The organism is Poriferisphaera corsica (assembly GCF_007747445.1).
Lineage (GTDB): Bacteria > Planctomycetota > Phycisphaerae > Phycisphaerales > Phycisphaeraceae > Poriferisphaera > Poriferisphaera corsica.
In genome coordinates this window covers 1,002,867-1,020,221 of the sequence record NZ_CP036425.1, presented here as the reverse complement: position 1 = coordinate 1,020,221, position 17,355 = coordinate 1,002,867, and the positions used below count along the sequence as shown (strand labels likewise).

The following is a 17,355-nucleotide window of genomic DNA, read 5'->3' as shown; positions in this document are numbered from 1 at the left end:
CACCAATGCACCGTTTACACACGTTTAGATCACAATCCACCCCACCAGACTCCCACACAGGCAACCTGACATGATTCCTTCCAACTCCTCCACCGCTGAGAACAATGTGAAAGCTGACAGACAGAAAAATCGGCGATCACTCGATCAAGCTCCAAACTCAATCGCCGTGAGCTGGGTCGAAGTCGATCTCAACGCACTCGATCATAACGTCAACTCATTACGCAACTTAACGTCTCGATCCGGGCAACCCGCCAAGGTCTGCGGTGTGGTCAAAAAGAACGCTTATGGCATGGGCGCGGATGTCATCTCGCATCGCCTGATCAAGCTCGGCTGCGAAATGCTCGCGGTTTACAGCCCGCAAGAAGCGGACGAATTGATCAAAAGTGGGATTAATAAGCCTGTACTGCTTTTTTTACCTTTTACAAAGCTCGAGCGGGATGATTCACTGTACAGACCCCTGTCACAAGATCGCCTGCACTTGTCTGTCCATGATTTCGTACAACTTGATGCAATCAATGCAATAGGCAGGACTTACGGTTTAACAATCCCCATTCACATCATGCTCGACACTGGGATGAGCAGAGGCGGGATGAGCCTCTCGATGTTCGATGAGATGATCGGTAAATTGGCGGATTACAAGCACGTGAAGCTGGCGGGGATTTACTCACATATGGCGACAGCGGATGATAATCCGGAATTTCTAGATCAGCAGTGGGCAAATTTCGAAGGAGCGATCGAGAAGAATGCTGAGAACATTCCGAAAGATGTAACTCTTCATATTGGAAACACTTGCGCAATACTTCGTGATGGTAAATATCACTTTGACATGATCCGCCCAGGGATCGGGTTGTGGGGTTATGGATATGAATTCCTCGAGCCTGGCCCGATTATTTCGGACAGCATGGGATTAAAACATGCGGTGAGCTGGCTGAGCAGTATCGCGCTGATACAACGAATGCCAAAAGGCTCGAAGGTAGGATATGGCGGAACGGCAACGCTGGAGCGAGATTCGCTACTTGCTGTAGTACCAATAGGTTATGGCGATGGATATCCACTAGCGCTCAGCAGCAAGGGGATGATTCGATTGCATCCTACAGATGAACGGTTGCCGATCTGTGATGTACCTGTGCTTGGGCGGGTGAATATGGATCAGATCAGTATTGATTTGACCGATGTCGTACAAGATTGGGACGGGGAGATTGAATCGCTAATTGGTTCTGTGGTCGAGCTTTACAGTGCGGATGAGAATGCTCCCAACAGTGTGCCACGCACGAGTGCGATGATTGGATCACACCCGTGGGAAATTCTGTGCCGTATCGCTGAAAACGTTCCGCGGGTGTATTTGAAGTAGTTTGTGGTGGATGTCAGTATCGAAAATTAAATTTGCAGCAGTGATGAAGGATGTGCTGTACTCATCTTTTTCTGAACCATCTACATGGTGAGCCGGATAAAATTTGAGGTTTTTGTGCGCACAAAATCTCGATTTTGGGGTTTTGCCTGATCCAAGAATCGCGATGTTTAATTCGAAATAGCCAAACTTTGGTGCGTTTTGGATTGTTTTTAGCCAAAAACAGAAAGTGGGGGTCTCGAAAAATAAGGACTTATGCGTCTCGGTGAGTTTTTGTGCGCGCAATCTGATTCCATTCTCATCATGCTGCATAGACTGAGTTTTAAAACAGATACAACATGGGCGAGTTTTTCGAGATGAGTGATTGTTTGTGTGCGAAGTCATTTTGGAATTCAAGACACAACACAATTCGTAAATCTTTGCGTGAAGGTTTACACATTAGCTGCATCTGTTGCGAACGATGAGGTGAGTGATCGACACGTTGATGTAAAAAGGGACTGCGTAAACGCAGTCCCTTTGGTTATGCTCATGCGAGAGTCGATCATTGTTGATTTTCGGATACTGCGCCAGCATTAAAAAATTGGTTCTCAACGTAATGAGAGCGCCAAAGCGTGTGATCGCGGTTTGGGCCGGAGGAACCGAATGACTCCCATGAATCTGCCCATCCGACGCTTGATGCGTGGCCATCCAAGAAGTTTGCATTGAAGTTACCGTTGAAATTTTCGTTGCTGGAATGGCGGAAACCAATGTTATAATCGTGAGTCGAACTTACTTTTGTGCCCCATACAGAATCAAAGGTTGCCACGTGGTGCAGTTTATTTGGATTACCACTGCCGCTATAAACTGGATTGCCATCAAGGATGTAAATTGATTGGGTTGGATTTTTAATATTATCAAGACTAATCGCGGTTCTGCCTTCATCTGGGTTATTGCTAATATTCACGCGATAGGAAGCTGAGTTGGGATCAACTTCAGGATAACTGCTGACAAAAGAATCACGTAAGACGCCGCTGTCATCTGAAGGACAATGCAAAAAGTCTTTACTGCCTGTCAGAGCTGCGAGTCGATCATCGAATCCGTAGAGAGGCCAATCGACTTCAATCCAGACGTCAACATTCGAATTTTTATTGCCGTAATAAATACCACGATTGAACCATGCTTTGAGCATATATCCATCATGATCAACCGCGAATGCCTGTGTTGCGGTACCGAGTTGCCTGAGATTTGAAAGACATTGAATACTGAGAGCAGATTTACGAGCGGCTCCAAGTGCTGGGAGTAGTATTCCGATGAGCAGAGCTATGATAGATATGACTACTAGCAATTCAATCAACGTAAAGGCGTTTTTTCTAGACATGATATTTCCTTGATCAGTCAAATGTCCCGGTTTGTTCCCACACAGACACAAAAGAAACACAAAGATAAAAAGCTATTGAAATAATATAAATACGATTTCTAAATTAAGAGTTTCGTTCTTTTGATCGCAGTCAAGTGTTTTCAACAATTTAATATAACAGACGATTTTGTTAAAAAAACAGATTATGGGATACCTGCAATGCTTTTGTGTATCACAGCGCAATTTTGACATCTTTTTTTTAACAGCAGCTTAAAATACTTAATTTCTCACTTTACAAAATGGTATCTGCACTATTCAGCAAACGGCGTTTAAATGAAAAAGATAGGAGCGATAGTTTGATCGCAGGTACGATAAACACCTATATATATGAGATATTATTGATTCCAGCATTTTGTTCAATATTCAATAGATGGCGTGTTGCTTATTCAAGGGAATATGAAAGGCAGGTCATGTGGTGGTGTTGCTTGCCTGATTCGTAGATTATTTTTGAGTAATGATTGAGGAAGTAATTGGGTATGGAGTATGTGGGTGTAAAGCCAAGTGATTGGTAGAAGGGGAGTTGGTACCCGAAGATACCCGTGCCGAGAGTGAGCGTGTGGTAGTGGCGTGAACGAGCGGTTTGGATGGCGTGTTTTAAGAGCGTAGTGCCAATGCCTTGCTTTTGGTGATCGGGGTAGACGGCTAGGTTCATGAGTTCGATGGTATTGGATGAATGAGGGGTCAGGACGTAGAGGCCACAGATTTGATTGATCGAGGTGATGGCTGCGTAGCAATGTGAATGCGGGAGGTAAGCATTGATTTTCTCTACGGAAGGATCAGCTTCGAGGAGGAGATCAAGCGGAGCCTGAGTATGAGAGATGAGCTTGATGGTGTACTGCATAAGCGTGGTAATGGTCATGCCTGAGGGGGATATCAAAGACGCAGCCTAATCGATTATTAGACGTTTGCTTCAAGGACTTCGAGGCATGCTTGGAGATGGTGAAAGCCGCCGTCATGTTGGAGCATGGCTGGCGTGGACATCGCGAGGAGGTTGCGTTTGGTTTGAGCGAAGCGTGGCCAATGAGGATCGAGTGTGAAGCCAGCGAGCTTACGTGCATGAGCGATCATTTTGCAGAGTTTGCGGCCTTGAAGGCGATCGCGTGCAGCCCAGTATAGATGTTCGAAATAGACGGCGTCTTCGGTCCAGTGGCCAACTCGCACTTCGGCGAAATCGATAAGAACGGCGCCGCTGAAAGTATTTGCTATGGATTTGTTTTGATTGGATGCGGGGGGTGTTGTTTGGGAAGGGGGAGGATTAAAGGTTAATACGTTGCGGAGATGGAGGTCGCCGTGGTTCCATCCGTTGATGGGCCGATCGTCCCAGATCTTGATCCATTCGGGGAGCTTTTTTTTGGTTTTCTTGAAAACTTTCGCCCAACGTTTTTCGAGTTGCTTGGGTAGGGAATGATTTTTGACGTGTTTTTGAGCAAGGGAAAAGACTTGCCGCCAATCACGGTGGAGAGGTTCGCCTAAGAGGGGGTGGTTGGCGGTGGCTTTGTAAAAGCGTGATGCGACATCGGTGAGGAGGTCGAATTCGTGTCCTTGCCATTTATGGTTGAGCGGGCCGTGGGGGAGGCGTTGAATGACGACGTAAGAAAGGTCGTGTGAGCCGAGAGATTCGCCGTGAGCAAAAAGGCGTGGCGCGATGGGAGGTTCGGTGGGGTTTTGATCGGCGTAAGCCTGTAGGTGCGCGAGCCAATGACGCTCGCATGGGGGAACGGGAAGCTTGATGACGACGTCATGAGATTGTTTGTCGGGTGTTGTCCATGTGGAGAAGCCGGTGAGTGCGCCACCTCGTTGCCAATCGGTGCGGAACCAGTGGATATCGCCGAGGTTTGGCGAGAGGGTCTGTTTGATGATGGGTTCGAGGTGAGAGCCGAAGTGGCCGGTGTTGAGTTCAGGCGGGACGTCGGGTGCGGTGTGTGCAGCGTGATCTTCAGCGGGCAGCGGCGTGGTATTATTTGATGGTTCTGAATCAGCCTCGGTGGAGGGTGTATCGCTTGAGACTTTTTGCGATCGGCTGCAAGACTGGGACTGGCTCATGGGCACGGTGTCCTGAAAGAAGGGAACGGCTTCGAATTGGTAGTCATATTATAGGGTCACGAGCTAGGAAGGTTAAGAATGAATTTGATAAATAAGGAGCATGAGAGGGATGAGGCTTATGAGGAAGGATAGAAGGGCGAAGAGGGCGTATAATGGGGTTTATGTAGCGGCGGGTCGGTGAGAATGATAACGGATTTAAAAAAGGATTGCTGCGATGCGTGATGATCGTTTAGATAAATTGGCGGATGTGATTGTGCGTTATTCGGTGGGCGTGAAACAAGGGGATCTGGTGAGATTGAGCGGCGATCCAGTTGGATTGCCATTGCTCGAGGCGGTGTATGAAAAGGTTATTGAAGCGGGCGCGCATGCGTTTTGGCGGAGTTCGCCAGAGGCGTTTGAGGCGATCATGTACGAAAAGGCGAACGATGAGCAATTGCAGTATGTGAGTGAGTTATCACTACAAGAAATCAAGACCATTGATTGCTCGATCGGGTTATGGGCAGATGTGAACACGAAATCGCTTAGTCGTGTGGATCCAGCGAAGCAAGGGCTTGCAGGCGCGGCAAGAAAAGAAATCGGCGAGATCTTCATGAAGCGTGCGGCGGCGGGTGAGCTGCGGTGGTGTGGGACACAGTATCCAACCAATGGCAGTGCGCAGGATGCAGAGATGAGTTTGCGTGAGTATGAAGATTTTGTATTCAAGGCGGGACACCTAGACAAGGTAGATCCGGTCGCTGTATGGCAAGAGATTGAAAAACGTCAGCAGCTTGTGGCGGATTACCTGAATGGGAAAAAAGAGGTTCGGTTCCAGAGCGCTAACGGGACAGATGTAGTGGTGAACGTATCGGGGATGAAGTGGATTAATTGTTGTGGACATGAGAATTTCCCGGATGGCGAGGTATTTACGGGGCCGAACCTTAAGGCTGAGGATGGGGGGATTAATGGGTACGTGAAGTATTCGTTCCCGGCGGTGCATCTTGGGCGTGAAGTTGATGGTGTGGAGTTGTGGTTTGAAAAGGGGAAAGTTGTCAAAGCGAAGGCAGAGAAGAATGAGGAATTTCTGCTGAAGATGCTGGACATGGATGAAGGGGCGCGGGCAGTTGGTGAGGTTGCGATTGGGACCAACTATCAGATTCAGGAATATACGAAAAATACGCTGTTTGATGAGAAAATCGGCGGAACGTTCCATATTGCAGTCGGGGCTGGCTATCCGGAGACGAGGAATGAGAATGTGAGTGGATTGCACTGGGATATGGTGTGTGATCTGCGTGAAGGTGGGACGATCACGGTGGATGGGGAAGTGATATCGAAGGATGGACGGTTTATTAATTCGACGTGGCCTTCACCATCCCCCCCTGTTCGTCAGAGTGATTGTTTCAACCCCGCCCTTGAAAGGACGCGCGAAGTACATTTAAAGTAATAAAAACTAAAAGCTCGTCTTGATGGCGAGCTTTTATTGTGCGTGTGTGGCTAACTTGGGATTAGTGTTTGGGCGGCTCAATGTCGGGGCCAAAGTGTTGACGATGATAGACGTCGAGTGGGTTGAATTGATGGTAGAGACGGTTATTGGGTTGCAACCAGAAATAGAGGATGGGGAGGACGACAGGCCAAAGACACAGATTGAGGGCGCCGATGGCGAGGAGGATGAGTGCATATACCCAACGAAAACGGTTCGGATTGATAAAGTAAGAAGTCGTGAAAAGGATGATCATGACGATGGAAAAAACAGCGAGAAGCTGGCCTACGAATTGAGGATCTGCACCTTGCAGAAATGAATCGTTATCGAACAGGGTGGGATCAGGTTGCGAAGCTGCGGTATCGGCAGGTACATCACTTGGAGGTTGATCGGCATCTGGCGGGAGCGCAATCGCGAGAAGAGAAAAAGCGAAAACGATCGCGTAGAGCAGATTCATGAAGGTGATGTATGCGTAGAAAAACGAAACGACGGTGGGTCGCTGCGGAGGTGTGGGGGCGGCGTTGGCATGGGGTGGTTGATTGGTCATGATTAGAACTCCAAAACAAGCGAGTAAATCGTGCGAGTGATATTGAGGAGAAATGAGTCTTTGCGGAGAAGAAGGTTACTAACAGTATCGGTTTAAATGTGCTTGGTATTGGGGCTGAATAATGTGGGGTTATAGATGAGTTGGGGAGGGACGTGGCGCGAAATGTGCTTGGGGAGGGAGGCTGGAGAGAGATGGAGGGATGGAGGGGGGAGGATGGGCTGGTTAGGGAGGAAAGGGGGAATTGCGGGGAGGAACGAGGATTGCATGAATGGGGATATTGGATAGCAGGTTATCAGAGCTGAGGAAGATGAGCGGGTAGACTTTTACGAATTGATACTGGGGCAAACGAAAAAAGCGTTTATACTATGGCGGCAGGTTTTGCCGCTGATTCAAACATACGGCGGGAGGATCTTTGATCCGCATGGGTAGTGGAATTGGAGACTGAGAGGCCTGCGATGTGTGTTGATGGATTCACGATCAACAATGGACAAGGTATTCCGGGAAAGGATGTACGACGTATGCTTGCAAAAACACTTCAGATGATGATAGATGAGAATCTGACGACGGCGAAAGAAATTGGGGAGCTTTCTGGCGTGTCGACGTCAACAGTCTATCGGTGGATTAGTGGGCAGAGTCAGCCAGACTTTGATTCGATTCGGTTACTGGTGCGGCACATGCCGCGTAAAGAAGCTCAGGAAGCTTTGCTTTCGGTCTACTCGGCGGGGACAGCTTGGCAGTATTCGCATATGGATCTAGAACTTGATGTGAATGACGACGGTGTTGTTGATGTTGAAGACGCATTAGATGCGGCAATCAATATGATGCGTAATGCGGCTGAGACGCTGGCACAACTGCGTGCGGTACGTAACGGCGAGCCCATGGATCCTGAGAAAACGCTGCAGCAGATTGCGCTGTTGAATGAAGTCGCGAGAAACTGCACGATCACGCAGCGGGTACTGGTGGATATGGCAGAGCAGCGCAGGAAACGCAAATTGAAGCTGGTCGCCCCCGGAAGTTGAGTTGGGATTAATCTGCGAGCGAGTTGATTGCATGGCTTGCAGAAAATGAAAATATAAAAACGACCAGTTTGAGATACTGGTCGTTTTTTTATTGATAATCTGCAATCTGTAAGATCACGGCAGTTGGGATTTTGTGCTATCTGACGATTAGTCGGCGATGTCGAGTGAGATTGTATTGGGATCGCCGGATTGAGATTGTTGATCGGCAGGGATGCTGTCACAGGTTCCGGAAGAGGAGCCGTCTTCGTAGTGGATGGTGGTGGCGCGTTGGGTTGACCAATCTTCAACTGCCAGATCAGGGGCATCGATATTGTCGTTGGTGTAGATGTTGAGGATGTTGTATGAGTTGTCGCGTTCGGCGGGGGTATAGCCGGCGGTGCGGATGAGGTGACAGAGGTACTGCTCATTGAGAGCGTAGGTTGTACCAGCGGCGGAGACGACGTTTTCTTCCATCATGATGGAACCCATGTCGTTGGCGCCGTATTTGAGGGCGAGCTGGCCGATGTGCGGGCCCATGGTGACCCAAGATGAGCCGATGGAGTGGATGTTGTCGAGGAAAAGGCGAGCGATGGCTTGTGTACGGAGGTATTCGGTTGCACCGGCGAGGCGGACGACTTTGCCGGCATCGGGTACTGCGGCGACATGTGCTTTTTTATCGTTAGGGTCTATCTCTTGATTAGCGATAAAGTCGGCGAGTATGTCGCCGGGGAATTGGTCTGTTGATGCGGGATCGTAGTCAGGGAGGTTGCCCATGGGTGTGTTTTCACGTTGGAATGGCCAAGCGATGAAGGAGACGTACTCCCCCGGAAGATTTTGCTGATGCGCTTTATCCTGCCACTGTCTATAAAGGTTCATGTGCATGATGCGGTCGTAGACGCCTTCGATGTGGCCGAACATCATGGTGGCTGAGGTCTTCATGCCGAGGGAGTGGGCGATGTTCATGACTTGCAGCCATTGATTCGCGTCGGCTTTGCCGATGCCGATGCGGTTACGGACATGAGGCGGGAAGATTTCGCCGCCGCCGCCGGGGATGGAATCGAGGCCTGCGTCTTGGAGGCGTTTCATAATAACCGTGAGTTTTTCGATGTAGATGTCTGGGTCAAGCGTATGCGCTTTGAGGGGGCCGGGGGTTGGGAAGCCGGGGATGTTGAAGATGGCGACGAATTCGACGAATTCTGGCGGGGAAAAGCCGTGGACATGAACTGAGGGGAAGGTCGATTTCATATCGCGGAGCATGTCTTCATAGAACTCGATGGGGAGTTCTGGATGCATACCACCTTGAAGGAGGATTTGCGTGCCGCCAACGTCGAGAAGCTGCTTGATTTTGGTGTGGAGTTGTTCAGTTGAAAGGGTGTATGAGCCATCGGCCTTGAGATCACGGCGGAAGGCGCAGAAGGTACAACGTGCGGTGCAGACGTTGGTGTAGTTGATGTTGCGATCTTTGACGTATGTACGCGTGGAGGAGCCGTGGACGCGCTCGGCGACGGCGTTAGCCCAGCGGCCGAGATCGTAGAGTGAGGCTTGATGATAGAGGCTATAGGCTTCCTGCGGGGTGAGACGTTTGGTGCCTGCAACGACGGCATCAATATCGATTGAATCGAGCGGAAGCATGAGAGCGCGGGTGGTTGTTTGCTGGGTCATTTTGATTGCCATCTCATAGAGGGTGCACGGCTGGGTACGGGGAATATTGTAAAGGATTCGGGGGGCTGATGGGATTGGGGGAAGGATTGAGGGACTGGGTTGGGAAAATCTTGGGTATGGGGATGTGATGGGTTAGAATAGGGGCGAAATGTGGGGCAAAAACCACAAAACCGTCTTAAATCAGTTTTCATGGGATGAGTTACTGTATGCATGAATGCCAATATCCGGAGAGCAAGAAGTGGTGGGCTAATTGGGGTATCGCATTGCTATTGGTTGTGATGTGCGGAGGTGTCGCGTTTGGCGCGGTAAAACCACGGGCATCGTTGGAAGAACGTAAGGCAAATGCTGCGAAGACATATGCCGAGTACGAGAAGGCCTATCTGAGCAATGATTGGGATAAAGTTGAAGCGTTATCGCGTTCAGTTAGAGGTATGAGTGGGTTTTTAAAGGCGGATGAGAAGTTAGCGGTACGACGTGTACAAAGTTACATGAAGATCTTTCGGCCAAAATGGTGGAAGCATGTATCGAGCCCGCAGCCGATCACGTTTGATGTGAATATGTGGGGGAATAAGTTTACTGCAAATTACGCTCCGGATAAGGAGCAAGTTGGTGTACAGATGGTTTTGGAGCGTCGTAACCGGCAGGGACGTGTGATCGATATTTTGCCTGTGGTATCGTGGCGGCCGCAGTATATCAACAGTCCAACGCCGGCTGTTGGCGAGCTGGCGGATCTGCATAAGATCACGATGGGTAATTATGTTGAGGTGATTGTGCGGCATGAATTGGGGCACAACTACATCACAACACGCTTGCCGAAAGAAGCGGTGGTTGAGTTGTATCGATATCACGGTGAGGTGTATGGCGTGCTGCAGGAATTTTATGCTGACTTAACAGCGCTTAGACACAGTACCCCAAAAGCGATGCGGATTACGTGTTGGGCGAGGTTGTTTGAGCTGGATCACGGTGACAAGGGGGAATCACACTACGAAGCATCGGTCGCGATTGGTTTTTTATTGCTGCATGAATTCATGAGTCACCCTGACAAGTGGCCGAGCGTTCATTTTCCGGGCGAGGTGCCGCAAGAGGGGGATGTGATGATTGAGACGGTGAAATATGTGTACGAGCATTGGGATAAGGATTGGTCATTAGCAGAAGACATTCGCTTGCGTGAGTTTGTGTATTCGTACTTAAAGAAGAATGGCGAGAAGGTTTTTCGCAGTAAGGGAACGGTCACTGTAAGCAGAGGGTTGGGGTATGCGATGATGATCGCAAACGACTATAAATTAAAGGCAAAAAGAGATAAATGGATTAGCGATCAATTGAAGAAGCTGATTGCGTCGGGACGTGCTGATAAGCTGCCGGAAGAGGGGGAAGTTGTGACTCCGATGCGATTAGAACGGCCGTATGAGAGACGTGAGTTAGAACAAATGAAAAAGCAATAGCGGCACTGCCCAAAAGTTGAATACAAAAAAAGCCGAAGCATGATGCCTCGGCTTTTTTGTTTATCTATTGGGAGATTAGATCTCTTGAATTTCTTTGGATTTGGAATCAACAAGCTCGGAGACTGTTTTTTCGTGCTTCTTGATCGCTTCCTGGATATCGTCCTTTGAGGATGCGACGTCATCTTCGGGGATATGAAGCGATTTATCTTTGCCGAGTTTATCGAGATGCTTATTGGCATCGCGGCGTGTGTTGCGGAGTGAGATTTTGGTGGATTCGCCCATTTGCTTGACTGTGCCGATGAGTTGCTGACGGCGTTCGCCGGAGAGTGCGGGAAGATTAAGGCGGATCTGTTTACCGTCCACTTGCGGGTTGAGGCCGAGGCCAGCATTCTGGATGGCTTTCGCACAAGCCTGCACAGAGGAAGCATCGAACGGCTTGATGAGCAACTGTGTTGGCTCGGGAACGGTGATCATGGCAAGCTGACGAAGATCGGTCATGGAACCGTAGTAGTCGACCTTGATGTACTCGACAAGTGCGGTGGAGGCGCGGCCGGTACGAATGCCTTTGAGTTCACCTTTGAGGTAATCAACGGCTTTGTCCATAGCTTCTTCGGCTTCGAGGAGGATGGTATCGATATCCATGATTCTGTCCTTGTTTATGTGACTCGACGCCGCGGCGGCGTGAGGGTTGATTGTGCTTTGGTGTCCATGATCGGACTTGTTGGGCTATTGTACTCAAAAGTAGGGGTATGTGTGGGTAAAAGTTGCGATTTTGAGTGGTGCGCGATGTTTGAGGCAGGAAGATTTAGTTGACGGTCACTTTGGTGCCATGATCTTTACCGGCCACAACGTTGGCGATGTGATCAGTCTGCTTCATGTTGAAGACGATAATGGGGATATTGCGTTTACGGCACATATCAAAGGCGGTCAGATCCATAACTTTAAGATCTTGGTCGATCGCCTGAGAGAAGGTGAGATGCTTGTAGCGCGTTGCGTCAGGATATTTGACGGGGTCTTTGTCGTAGATACCGTCCACTTTGGTGGCCTTGAGGAGGACGTCTGCACCGATTTCGGCTGCACGGAGCGAGGCGGCAGAGTCGGTGGTAAAAAATGGGTTGCCTGTGCCAGCAACGAAGATGACGACACGACCTTTCTCGAGGTGACGGATCGCACGACCACGGATGAAGGTTTCTGCGACAGCAGAGAGATTGATTGCAGAAAGAACGCGAGCGGGTTGCCCGAGTTTTTCGAGCATTTCCTTCAGAGCGAGACCGTTCATGACGGTGCCGAGCATCCCCATCTGGTCGGCGGTCGCTTGCTGAATTGCGCCTTCTTGAGCGAGGGTCGCACCACGGATGATGTTGCCGCCACCGACGACGATACCGAGTTGAGCCCCGACCTTGGCTGCTTTGACGATTTCATTGGCGATGATTTTGAGTTCATCGGAGTCGATACCAAAGGAGCCTGATTTGCAGAGCGCTTCGCCGGAGATTTTCAGGAGAACGCGTTTATAAGAGGTTGCTGGCTGGGTCATGGAGGCGTGATCCCTAATCTGATTTAAAAAACTTGCGGAAAAGAGCGGAGCGATACCCTGCCCTACGCTGGGATAATGATACACGCTATTGGGTTGGAATTGGGGGTGTGTGAAGGGTGAAAAAGATAAGAATATGCGAAAATAGGTGGGTTTTACGGGTGGAAACGGGGCCAAGGGCGAACAGGGCCGTTTAGAGGCCGGGTGGAGGCCAATATTTCGAGAGTTCCTCCCGCAGATCCGAAGATAAAAGTTTGTCAGGGTCGAGGCGGTTGACATGTTTAGAGAGCGGCGGCGTGATGCGATTGTTCTTGTGATTTTTGGTGTTGGTTTTGTTTTTTTTCTGCCTGCGTTTTGCTTTGGTTTCAGCTTTCTCAGTTGCCCGGAGCTTTTGGATGATGTCCTCGTTTGAAGCTGGAGAAGCTTGCTGAGACCCAGTGGGCTCAGGGCGCGCTTCGGGGTTGATTGCGTGAGATAGCGATTGTAGCTCTGCATAAAGCGGGTCGTTCTGCAGATCCTCGACTGTCAGACCGAACTCCTCAAGCCAACCACGCACCTGATCTTCAGGGACAGGGGAAAGGTCAGGCTTTGCAGATTTTGGAAGTGGAGGTATTGAGCCGAGCGTTGAGGCTAAACGGGTGATGAAAGATTCGGAAGACAGAAGCTGAGCCTTGCGGCGTTTAGCGGCTCGCTTAATTGCTCGGTCGTTGGTCACCACCGTGATCTTTCGAGGCGATGTCGACGCATCGAGCAGCGAGATAATCAGATCGTCAGCAGAATTAGATAAACCAGAATAAAGCAGCTGTACTGATGGAACAGGCGAAGTTGAGGGGATATGCGGTTTTGGGCGACCGTCACAAACCACGGTTGCGGATCGTTCACGGTATGCGGATCGCGACATCGCAAGGCATAACCGCGCCTCGTCAAGCCCAGCGAGGGATTGAGGCATCGGCAGATGCAGTACGTTGTATGCGTCAATAATGAGCATGGTGCAGCATTATAGAGTGGATAGCAACGGCGTGTCGGCAGCTTACGCTGATCGGATTTCATTTAGAATAGCATCGCCGCACGATTAATGTTGTCAGCACAAGCAGAACGACAATTGCAAATGGGATCACAACAATAATGACATCTTGCCATGGAAAAGTTTTTGTTGGTATTGCAAGAACTGAATCGTCTAATTTGGTCAGATTCTTAGGATAAGGTAGAGGCGCTGGATCAGTTGAATCCGCTGCTCCTAACCCTGTAATGGAAAATCGGCCTTTCGCCGAGATGCTATCCGGACCTGGCCCTGCGCGACTCTCTCGAATCGAGCGATCATGGTCTCGTCGATAGACATGCGACATGGGATACCCGTTTAAAGGTGCTGCCTCTGACAAACCGAATTGAACTTCTGGAATCGCATACACATCCTTTACACGGTCTGGATCTGAAAGTACGTCACTTAAAATCCCGTTAATACGATTTTGTGATAACCAACTTATTTCACCATTCCTCAAGTTATAGACCGCGCCGACGACACGAACCAACCCTGCTTGAGATAGCTTACGGGTGACTGGTGATAGGTAATAGATTTGCGCTATTTGCTGGTAAACATTTTCTGCTATCGCAAGATCAAGCAACTCATGATCTTTGGCATTGGGATGTTCTTTTTTTGTTCGCTCAACAGCCGGCTTAATCTGTTCGATCAACGCGGGGATATTTCGTTCTAAAACTAGATTGCCTTGATCCACTGCCTGGATTGTCGCTTCGACGGCACCACAGTTTTCATGACCCAAGACAAGCAGTACAGGTGTTTTCACATGAGCCAAGCCGTATTCAATTGAGCCAAGCTGCGATACGCCTGAAACATTACCCGCAACGCGTATGACAAAAAGATCTAAAAAACTTTGATCGAATATCAATTCCAGTGGTACGCGTGAATCTGAACAGGACAGAATCGTTGCAAACGCATATTTTGATTGGTCTGCCTGTGAGATCGTTTTTAACTGTTTGAGATCAAGATGAATCGTCGAATTTTCCTGCTTCACAAATTGTTGGTTTCCTCCTTTCAATCTGCGAACCGCATCGTCGGCAGTTATTTTGTTAGCAAATCGATTTCGCATCTCTGCCATTTGTGAATCGGAAATGAGTCCTGTTTCCTGAGCATGAATTGGCGAGCCAATCGCAGACAGTCCGACCAGTATCACACCCGCACACAACATGCGGCCAAACACAGTTGCAATCACAGCCATTTTCGAAACCAACCTTCCATTCATTGAATATTCGCCAACCGCATCGCGAGCGATAGCTCACTAAAACCTTAAGAGAAGATCGTCTGAATGGGGATAAATCATTTGCCAAAACGCGGGTACATTTTGCCCATACGATTATTTCTGCTCAACACATTCTGCCAGATACGCCCACATCTTGTTCGTCATAGCTTAAACACCGATCTAAATATATATCAGTCTTATTTATACTGTTTTTATAGGGACATATCCGTTTTCACATGATACTGACATACCCATCACACGATTCAAAAATATCTTGCTCATGAGGGTTCATAGGGATAAGCTGCGGAAGTATATGAAACGCATGGCAGATGCGTAAGGGTTTTTAGTTAGTCCTATATACGACCAAGTGATCGAGCGCATCAGAGTTAAGTCGGCAATCAATCATGGCTGCTGAATTATCGCATTCATTTCAGCGGCTTGATCACAACCTATGATTGAACACACAATCATTCAGATCAACATACAGACACGAATTGCACATCACGAGGAGCGTGGCTATGACTCAAGCAAAAGGCGCAGCCGAAACCAGCAGCACGATGGAATCGATTCTTGATGAACATCGTCATTTTCCGCCATCAAAGGTTTTCTCAAATGGGGCGCATATCAAGTCCATTGAGCAATACGAAGCCATGCATAAGCGCTCGATAGATGAGCCGGAAACTTTCTGGGCTGAGATCGCAGATCAATTGCACTGGTTTAAAAAATGGGATCAAGTCCTAGATTGGCGATTACCTGATGCGAAATGGTTTGTCGGCGGATCGACCAATATTTGCTACAACTGCATCGACAGGCAAATCGACGCGGGGCTTGGCAATCACACCGCAATCATTTGGGAAAGTGAGCCCCTTGAGAATGGCCAACCCGAAGTCCGCAAGCTCACGTACTACGATCTTCGTCGCGAAGTCAGCCGCTTTGCGAATGGGCTGAAAAAGCTCGGCGTCCAAAAAGGTGACGTCGTCACCATCTATATGCCAATGATCCCCGAACTTGCGATTGCGATGCTTGCATGCGCACGCATCGGTGCGGTTCATTCGATTATTTTCGGCGGCTTCTCTGCCAGTGCGATTCGTGACCGTGTCGAAGACGGCAAAAGTAAAATCGTCATCACCGCCGATGGTGGATGGCGACGTGGTAAAATTGTCCCACTTAAAGATAACGTCGATGAAGCGCTCACACTTACAGATCTCGTTGAAACCGTCGTTGTTTACGAGCGCTGCAAAAACAACATCGTCATGGCTGATGGTCGTGATCATTGGTGGCATGAAGTCATATCCACAGCAAGCGAGCACTGCCCTGCTGAAGAGATGGCCTCCGAAGATCTGCTATTCATTCTTTACACTTCAGGCTCCACCGGCAAACCTAAAGGCATCATGCACACCACCGGCGGCTACATGGTCTACACCTATCTAACTAGCCGCTACACCTTCGACTTACACGAAACGAAGCCTGATGGCAACGGCGGCGCAGAAAATGGTGATGTCTACTGGTGTACCGCAGATATTGGTTGGATCACTGGCCATTCTTATATCATCTACGGATTACTTCCCAACCGCGTTCCAACGCTCATGTACGAAGGCGCCCCCGATTTTCCCGAAAAAGATCGCTTCTGGGACATTATCGAACGTCATCAAGTTACCAAATTCTATACCGCACCGACCGCTATCCGCGCCTTTATGAAATGGGGCCGCGAATGGATCGATAAACACGACATCTCGTCACTTAAAGTCCTCGGCACCGTTGGCGAACCGATCAACCCCGAAGCATGGATGTGGTATCACAAAGTCATCGGCAACGAAAAATGCCCCATCGTCGATACATGGTGGCAAACCGAAACTGGCGGGCACATGCTTACACCACTACCCGGCGCCACAACCACCACCCCCGGCAGTTGCACACGGCCATTCTTCGGCATCGACGCTGCGGTCGTTAACAGTGAAGGTGAAGAAGTCAGCACCAATGAAGGCGGCATTCTCGTCGTTCGCAAACCTTGGCCATCCATGCTCCGTGGTATCTACGGAAACCGTGAACGCTTCCTCGAAACCTACTGGTCAAAAATCGAGGGATGCTACACCGCAGGCGATGGTGCACGAAAAGATGAAAACGGCAACTTCTGGATCATGGGCCGAATCGATGACGTTATCGTTGTCGCGGGTCATAACCTCGGCACGATGGAAGTTGAATCTGCACTCGTCTCACATGAGGCTGTCGCCGAAGCTGCCGTTGTCGGGTTCCCACACGACATCAAAGGTACGGGCATCGCGGCATTCGTGACGCTCGTCGGTGGTATCGAAGAAACCGATGAACTCAAAGCTCAAGTCCGCAATCATGTTGCAAAGGAACTCGGGCCTATCAGCAAGCCCGACAAACTCCGCTTTACCCCTGCGTTACCCAAGACACGCAGTGGCAAGATCATGCGGCGTTTACTCCGTGATATCGCCGCTGGCCGTGAAATCACAGGTGACATCACAACACTTGAGGACAAGTCGATCGTTGAGAAGCTGCAACAAAATAGTGACTAGTCACAATCTCTATTTAATACAAAAAGCACGCTTGTTTAAGCGTGCTTTTTACATGCAATAAAGAAACCATAACCGCGTTATCTTCTTTAGGCCACCAGTCCCCGCGATAGCCTGGCGATGGGTTCGAACCAAGCTCG

At 49.3% G+C, this 17,355-nt stretch carries 14 protein-coding genes; 5 read left to right on the top strand and 9 right to left on the bottom strand.

Going from position 1 to position 17,355, the window contains the following annotated elements:
• Positions 1–70: 70 nt before the first annotated feature.
• Positions 71–1,351, top strand: coding sequence for an alanine racemase (gene alr, locus KS4_RS04085; protein WP_145074997.1), 1,281 nt, complete (start codon positions 71–73; stop codon positions 1,349–1,351).
• A gap of 538 nt (positions 1,352–1,889) precedes the next feature.
• Here alr and KS4_RS17860 read toward each other — a convergent pair.
• The 3 genes from KS4_RS17860 to KS4_RS04070 all read right to left on the bottom strand — a co-directional run bounded on the left by KS4_RS17860 (position 1,890) and on the right by KS4_RS04070 (position 4,787).
• Positions 1,890–2,705 (bottom strand): type II secretion system protein, encoded by an 816-nt coding sequence (locus KS4_RS17860; RefSeq protein ID WP_145074994.1) that lies wholly within the window; start codon positions 2,703–2,705, stop codon positions 1,890–1,892.
• Positions 2,706–3,126: 421 nt separating this feature from the next.
• Positions 3,127–3,603, bottom strand: coding sequence for a GNAT family N-acetyltransferase (locus tag KS4_RS04075; protein WP_200761555.1), 477 nt, complete (start codon positions 3,601–3,603; stop codon positions 3,127–3,129).
• Positions 3,604–3,641: 38 nt separating this feature from the next.
• The gene (locus KS4_RS04070) at positions 3,642–4,787 is read right to left on the bottom strand and encodes a phosphotransferase (RefSeq protein WP_145074991.1); all 1,146 of its coding nucleotides are present in this window, start codon (positions 4,785–4,787) and stop codon (positions 3,642–3,644) included.
• 214 nt (positions 4,788–5,001) lie between these two features.
• On the opposite strand from KS4_RS04070, the gene KS4_RS04065 reads away from it, so the two are divergent.
• Positions 5,002–6,207, top strand: coding sequence for an aminopeptidase (locus KS4_RS04065; protein WP_145074989.1), 1,206 nt, complete (start codon positions 5,002–5,004; stop codon positions 6,205–6,207).
• A 61-nt stretch (positions 6,208–6,268) separates the two neighbouring features.
• On the opposite strand, the gene KS4_RS04060 is transcribed toward KS4_RS04065, so the two are convergent.
• A complete protein-coding gene (locus tag KS4_RS04060; RefSeq protein ID WP_145074986.1) occupies positions 6,269–6,790 on the bottom strand; it encodes a hypothetical protein in 522 nt (173 codons plus the stop codon).
• A gap of 518 nt (positions 6,791–7,308) precedes the next feature.
• Here KS4_RS04060 and KS4_RS04055 point away from each other — a divergent pair.
• Complete coding sequence (locus KS4_RS04055) at positions 7,309–7,809, top strand: helix-turn-helix domain-containing protein (protein ID WP_200761554.1); 501 nt, start codon at positions 7,309–7,311, stop codon at positions 7,807–7,809.
• Between the two features lie 147 nt (positions 7,810–7,956).
• Here KS4_RS04055 and KS4_RS04050 read toward each other — a convergent pair whose 3' ends face one another.
• On the bottom strand, positions 7,957–9,450 hold the full coding sequence (locus KS4_RS04050) for a radical SAM protein (RefSeq protein WP_200761553.1): 1,494 nt from the start codon (positions 9,448–9,450) through the stop codon (positions 7,957–7,959).
• A 206-nt stretch (positions 9,451–9,656) separates the two neighbouring features.
• Between KS4_RS04050 and KS4_RS04045 the strand changes: the two genes are divergently transcribed.
• The gene (locus KS4_RS04045; RefSeq protein ID WP_145074976.1) at positions 9,657–10,892 is read left to right on the top strand and encodes a hypothetical protein; all 1,236 of its coding nucleotides are present in this window, start codon (positions 9,657–9,659) and stop codon (positions 10,890–10,892) included.
• A 75-nt stretch (positions 10,893–10,967) separates the two neighbouring features.
• Here the strand turns inward: KS4_RS04045 and frr are convergent, their stop codons facing one another.
• The 4 genes from frr to KS4_RS04025 form a co-directional block, all read right to left on the bottom strand.
• Positions 10,968–11,534: a ribosome recycling factor gene (gene frr, locus KS4_RS04040; RefSeq protein ID WP_145074973.1), complete on the bottom strand. Its 567-nt coding sequence runs from the start codon at positions 11,532–11,534 to the stop codon at positions 10,968–10,970.
• Positions 11,535–11,697: 163 nt separating this feature from the next.
• Complete coding sequence (pyrH, locus tag KS4_RS04035; protein ID WP_145074970.1) at positions 11,698–12,426, bottom strand: UMP kinase; 729 nt, start codon at positions 12,424–12,426, stop codon at positions 11,698–11,700.
• A 190-nt stretch (positions 12,427–12,616) separates the two neighbouring features.
• The gene (locus KS4_RS04030; RefSeq protein WP_145074967.1) at positions 12,617–13,411 is read right to left on the bottom strand and encodes an NYN domain-containing protein; all 795 of its coding nucleotides are present in this window, start codon (positions 13,409–13,411) and stop codon (positions 12,617–12,619) included.
• 58 nt (positions 13,412–13,469) lie between these two features.
• Positions 13,470–14,657: a carbonic anhydrase gene (locus tag KS4_RS04025; protein ID WP_200761552.1), complete on the bottom strand. Its 1,188-nt coding sequence runs from the start codon at positions 14,655–14,657 to the stop codon at positions 13,470–13,472.
• A 539-nt stretch (positions 14,658–15,196) separates the two neighbouring features.
• Here KS4_RS04025 and acs point away from each other — a divergent pair.
• The gene (acs, locus tag KS4_RS04020; protein ID WP_145074961.1) at positions 15,197–17,218 is read left to right on the top strand and encodes an acetate--CoA ligase; all 2,022 of its coding nucleotides are present in this window, start codon (positions 15,197–15,199) and stop codon (positions 17,216–17,218) included.
• Positions 17,219–17,355 lie beyond the last annotated feature (137 nt).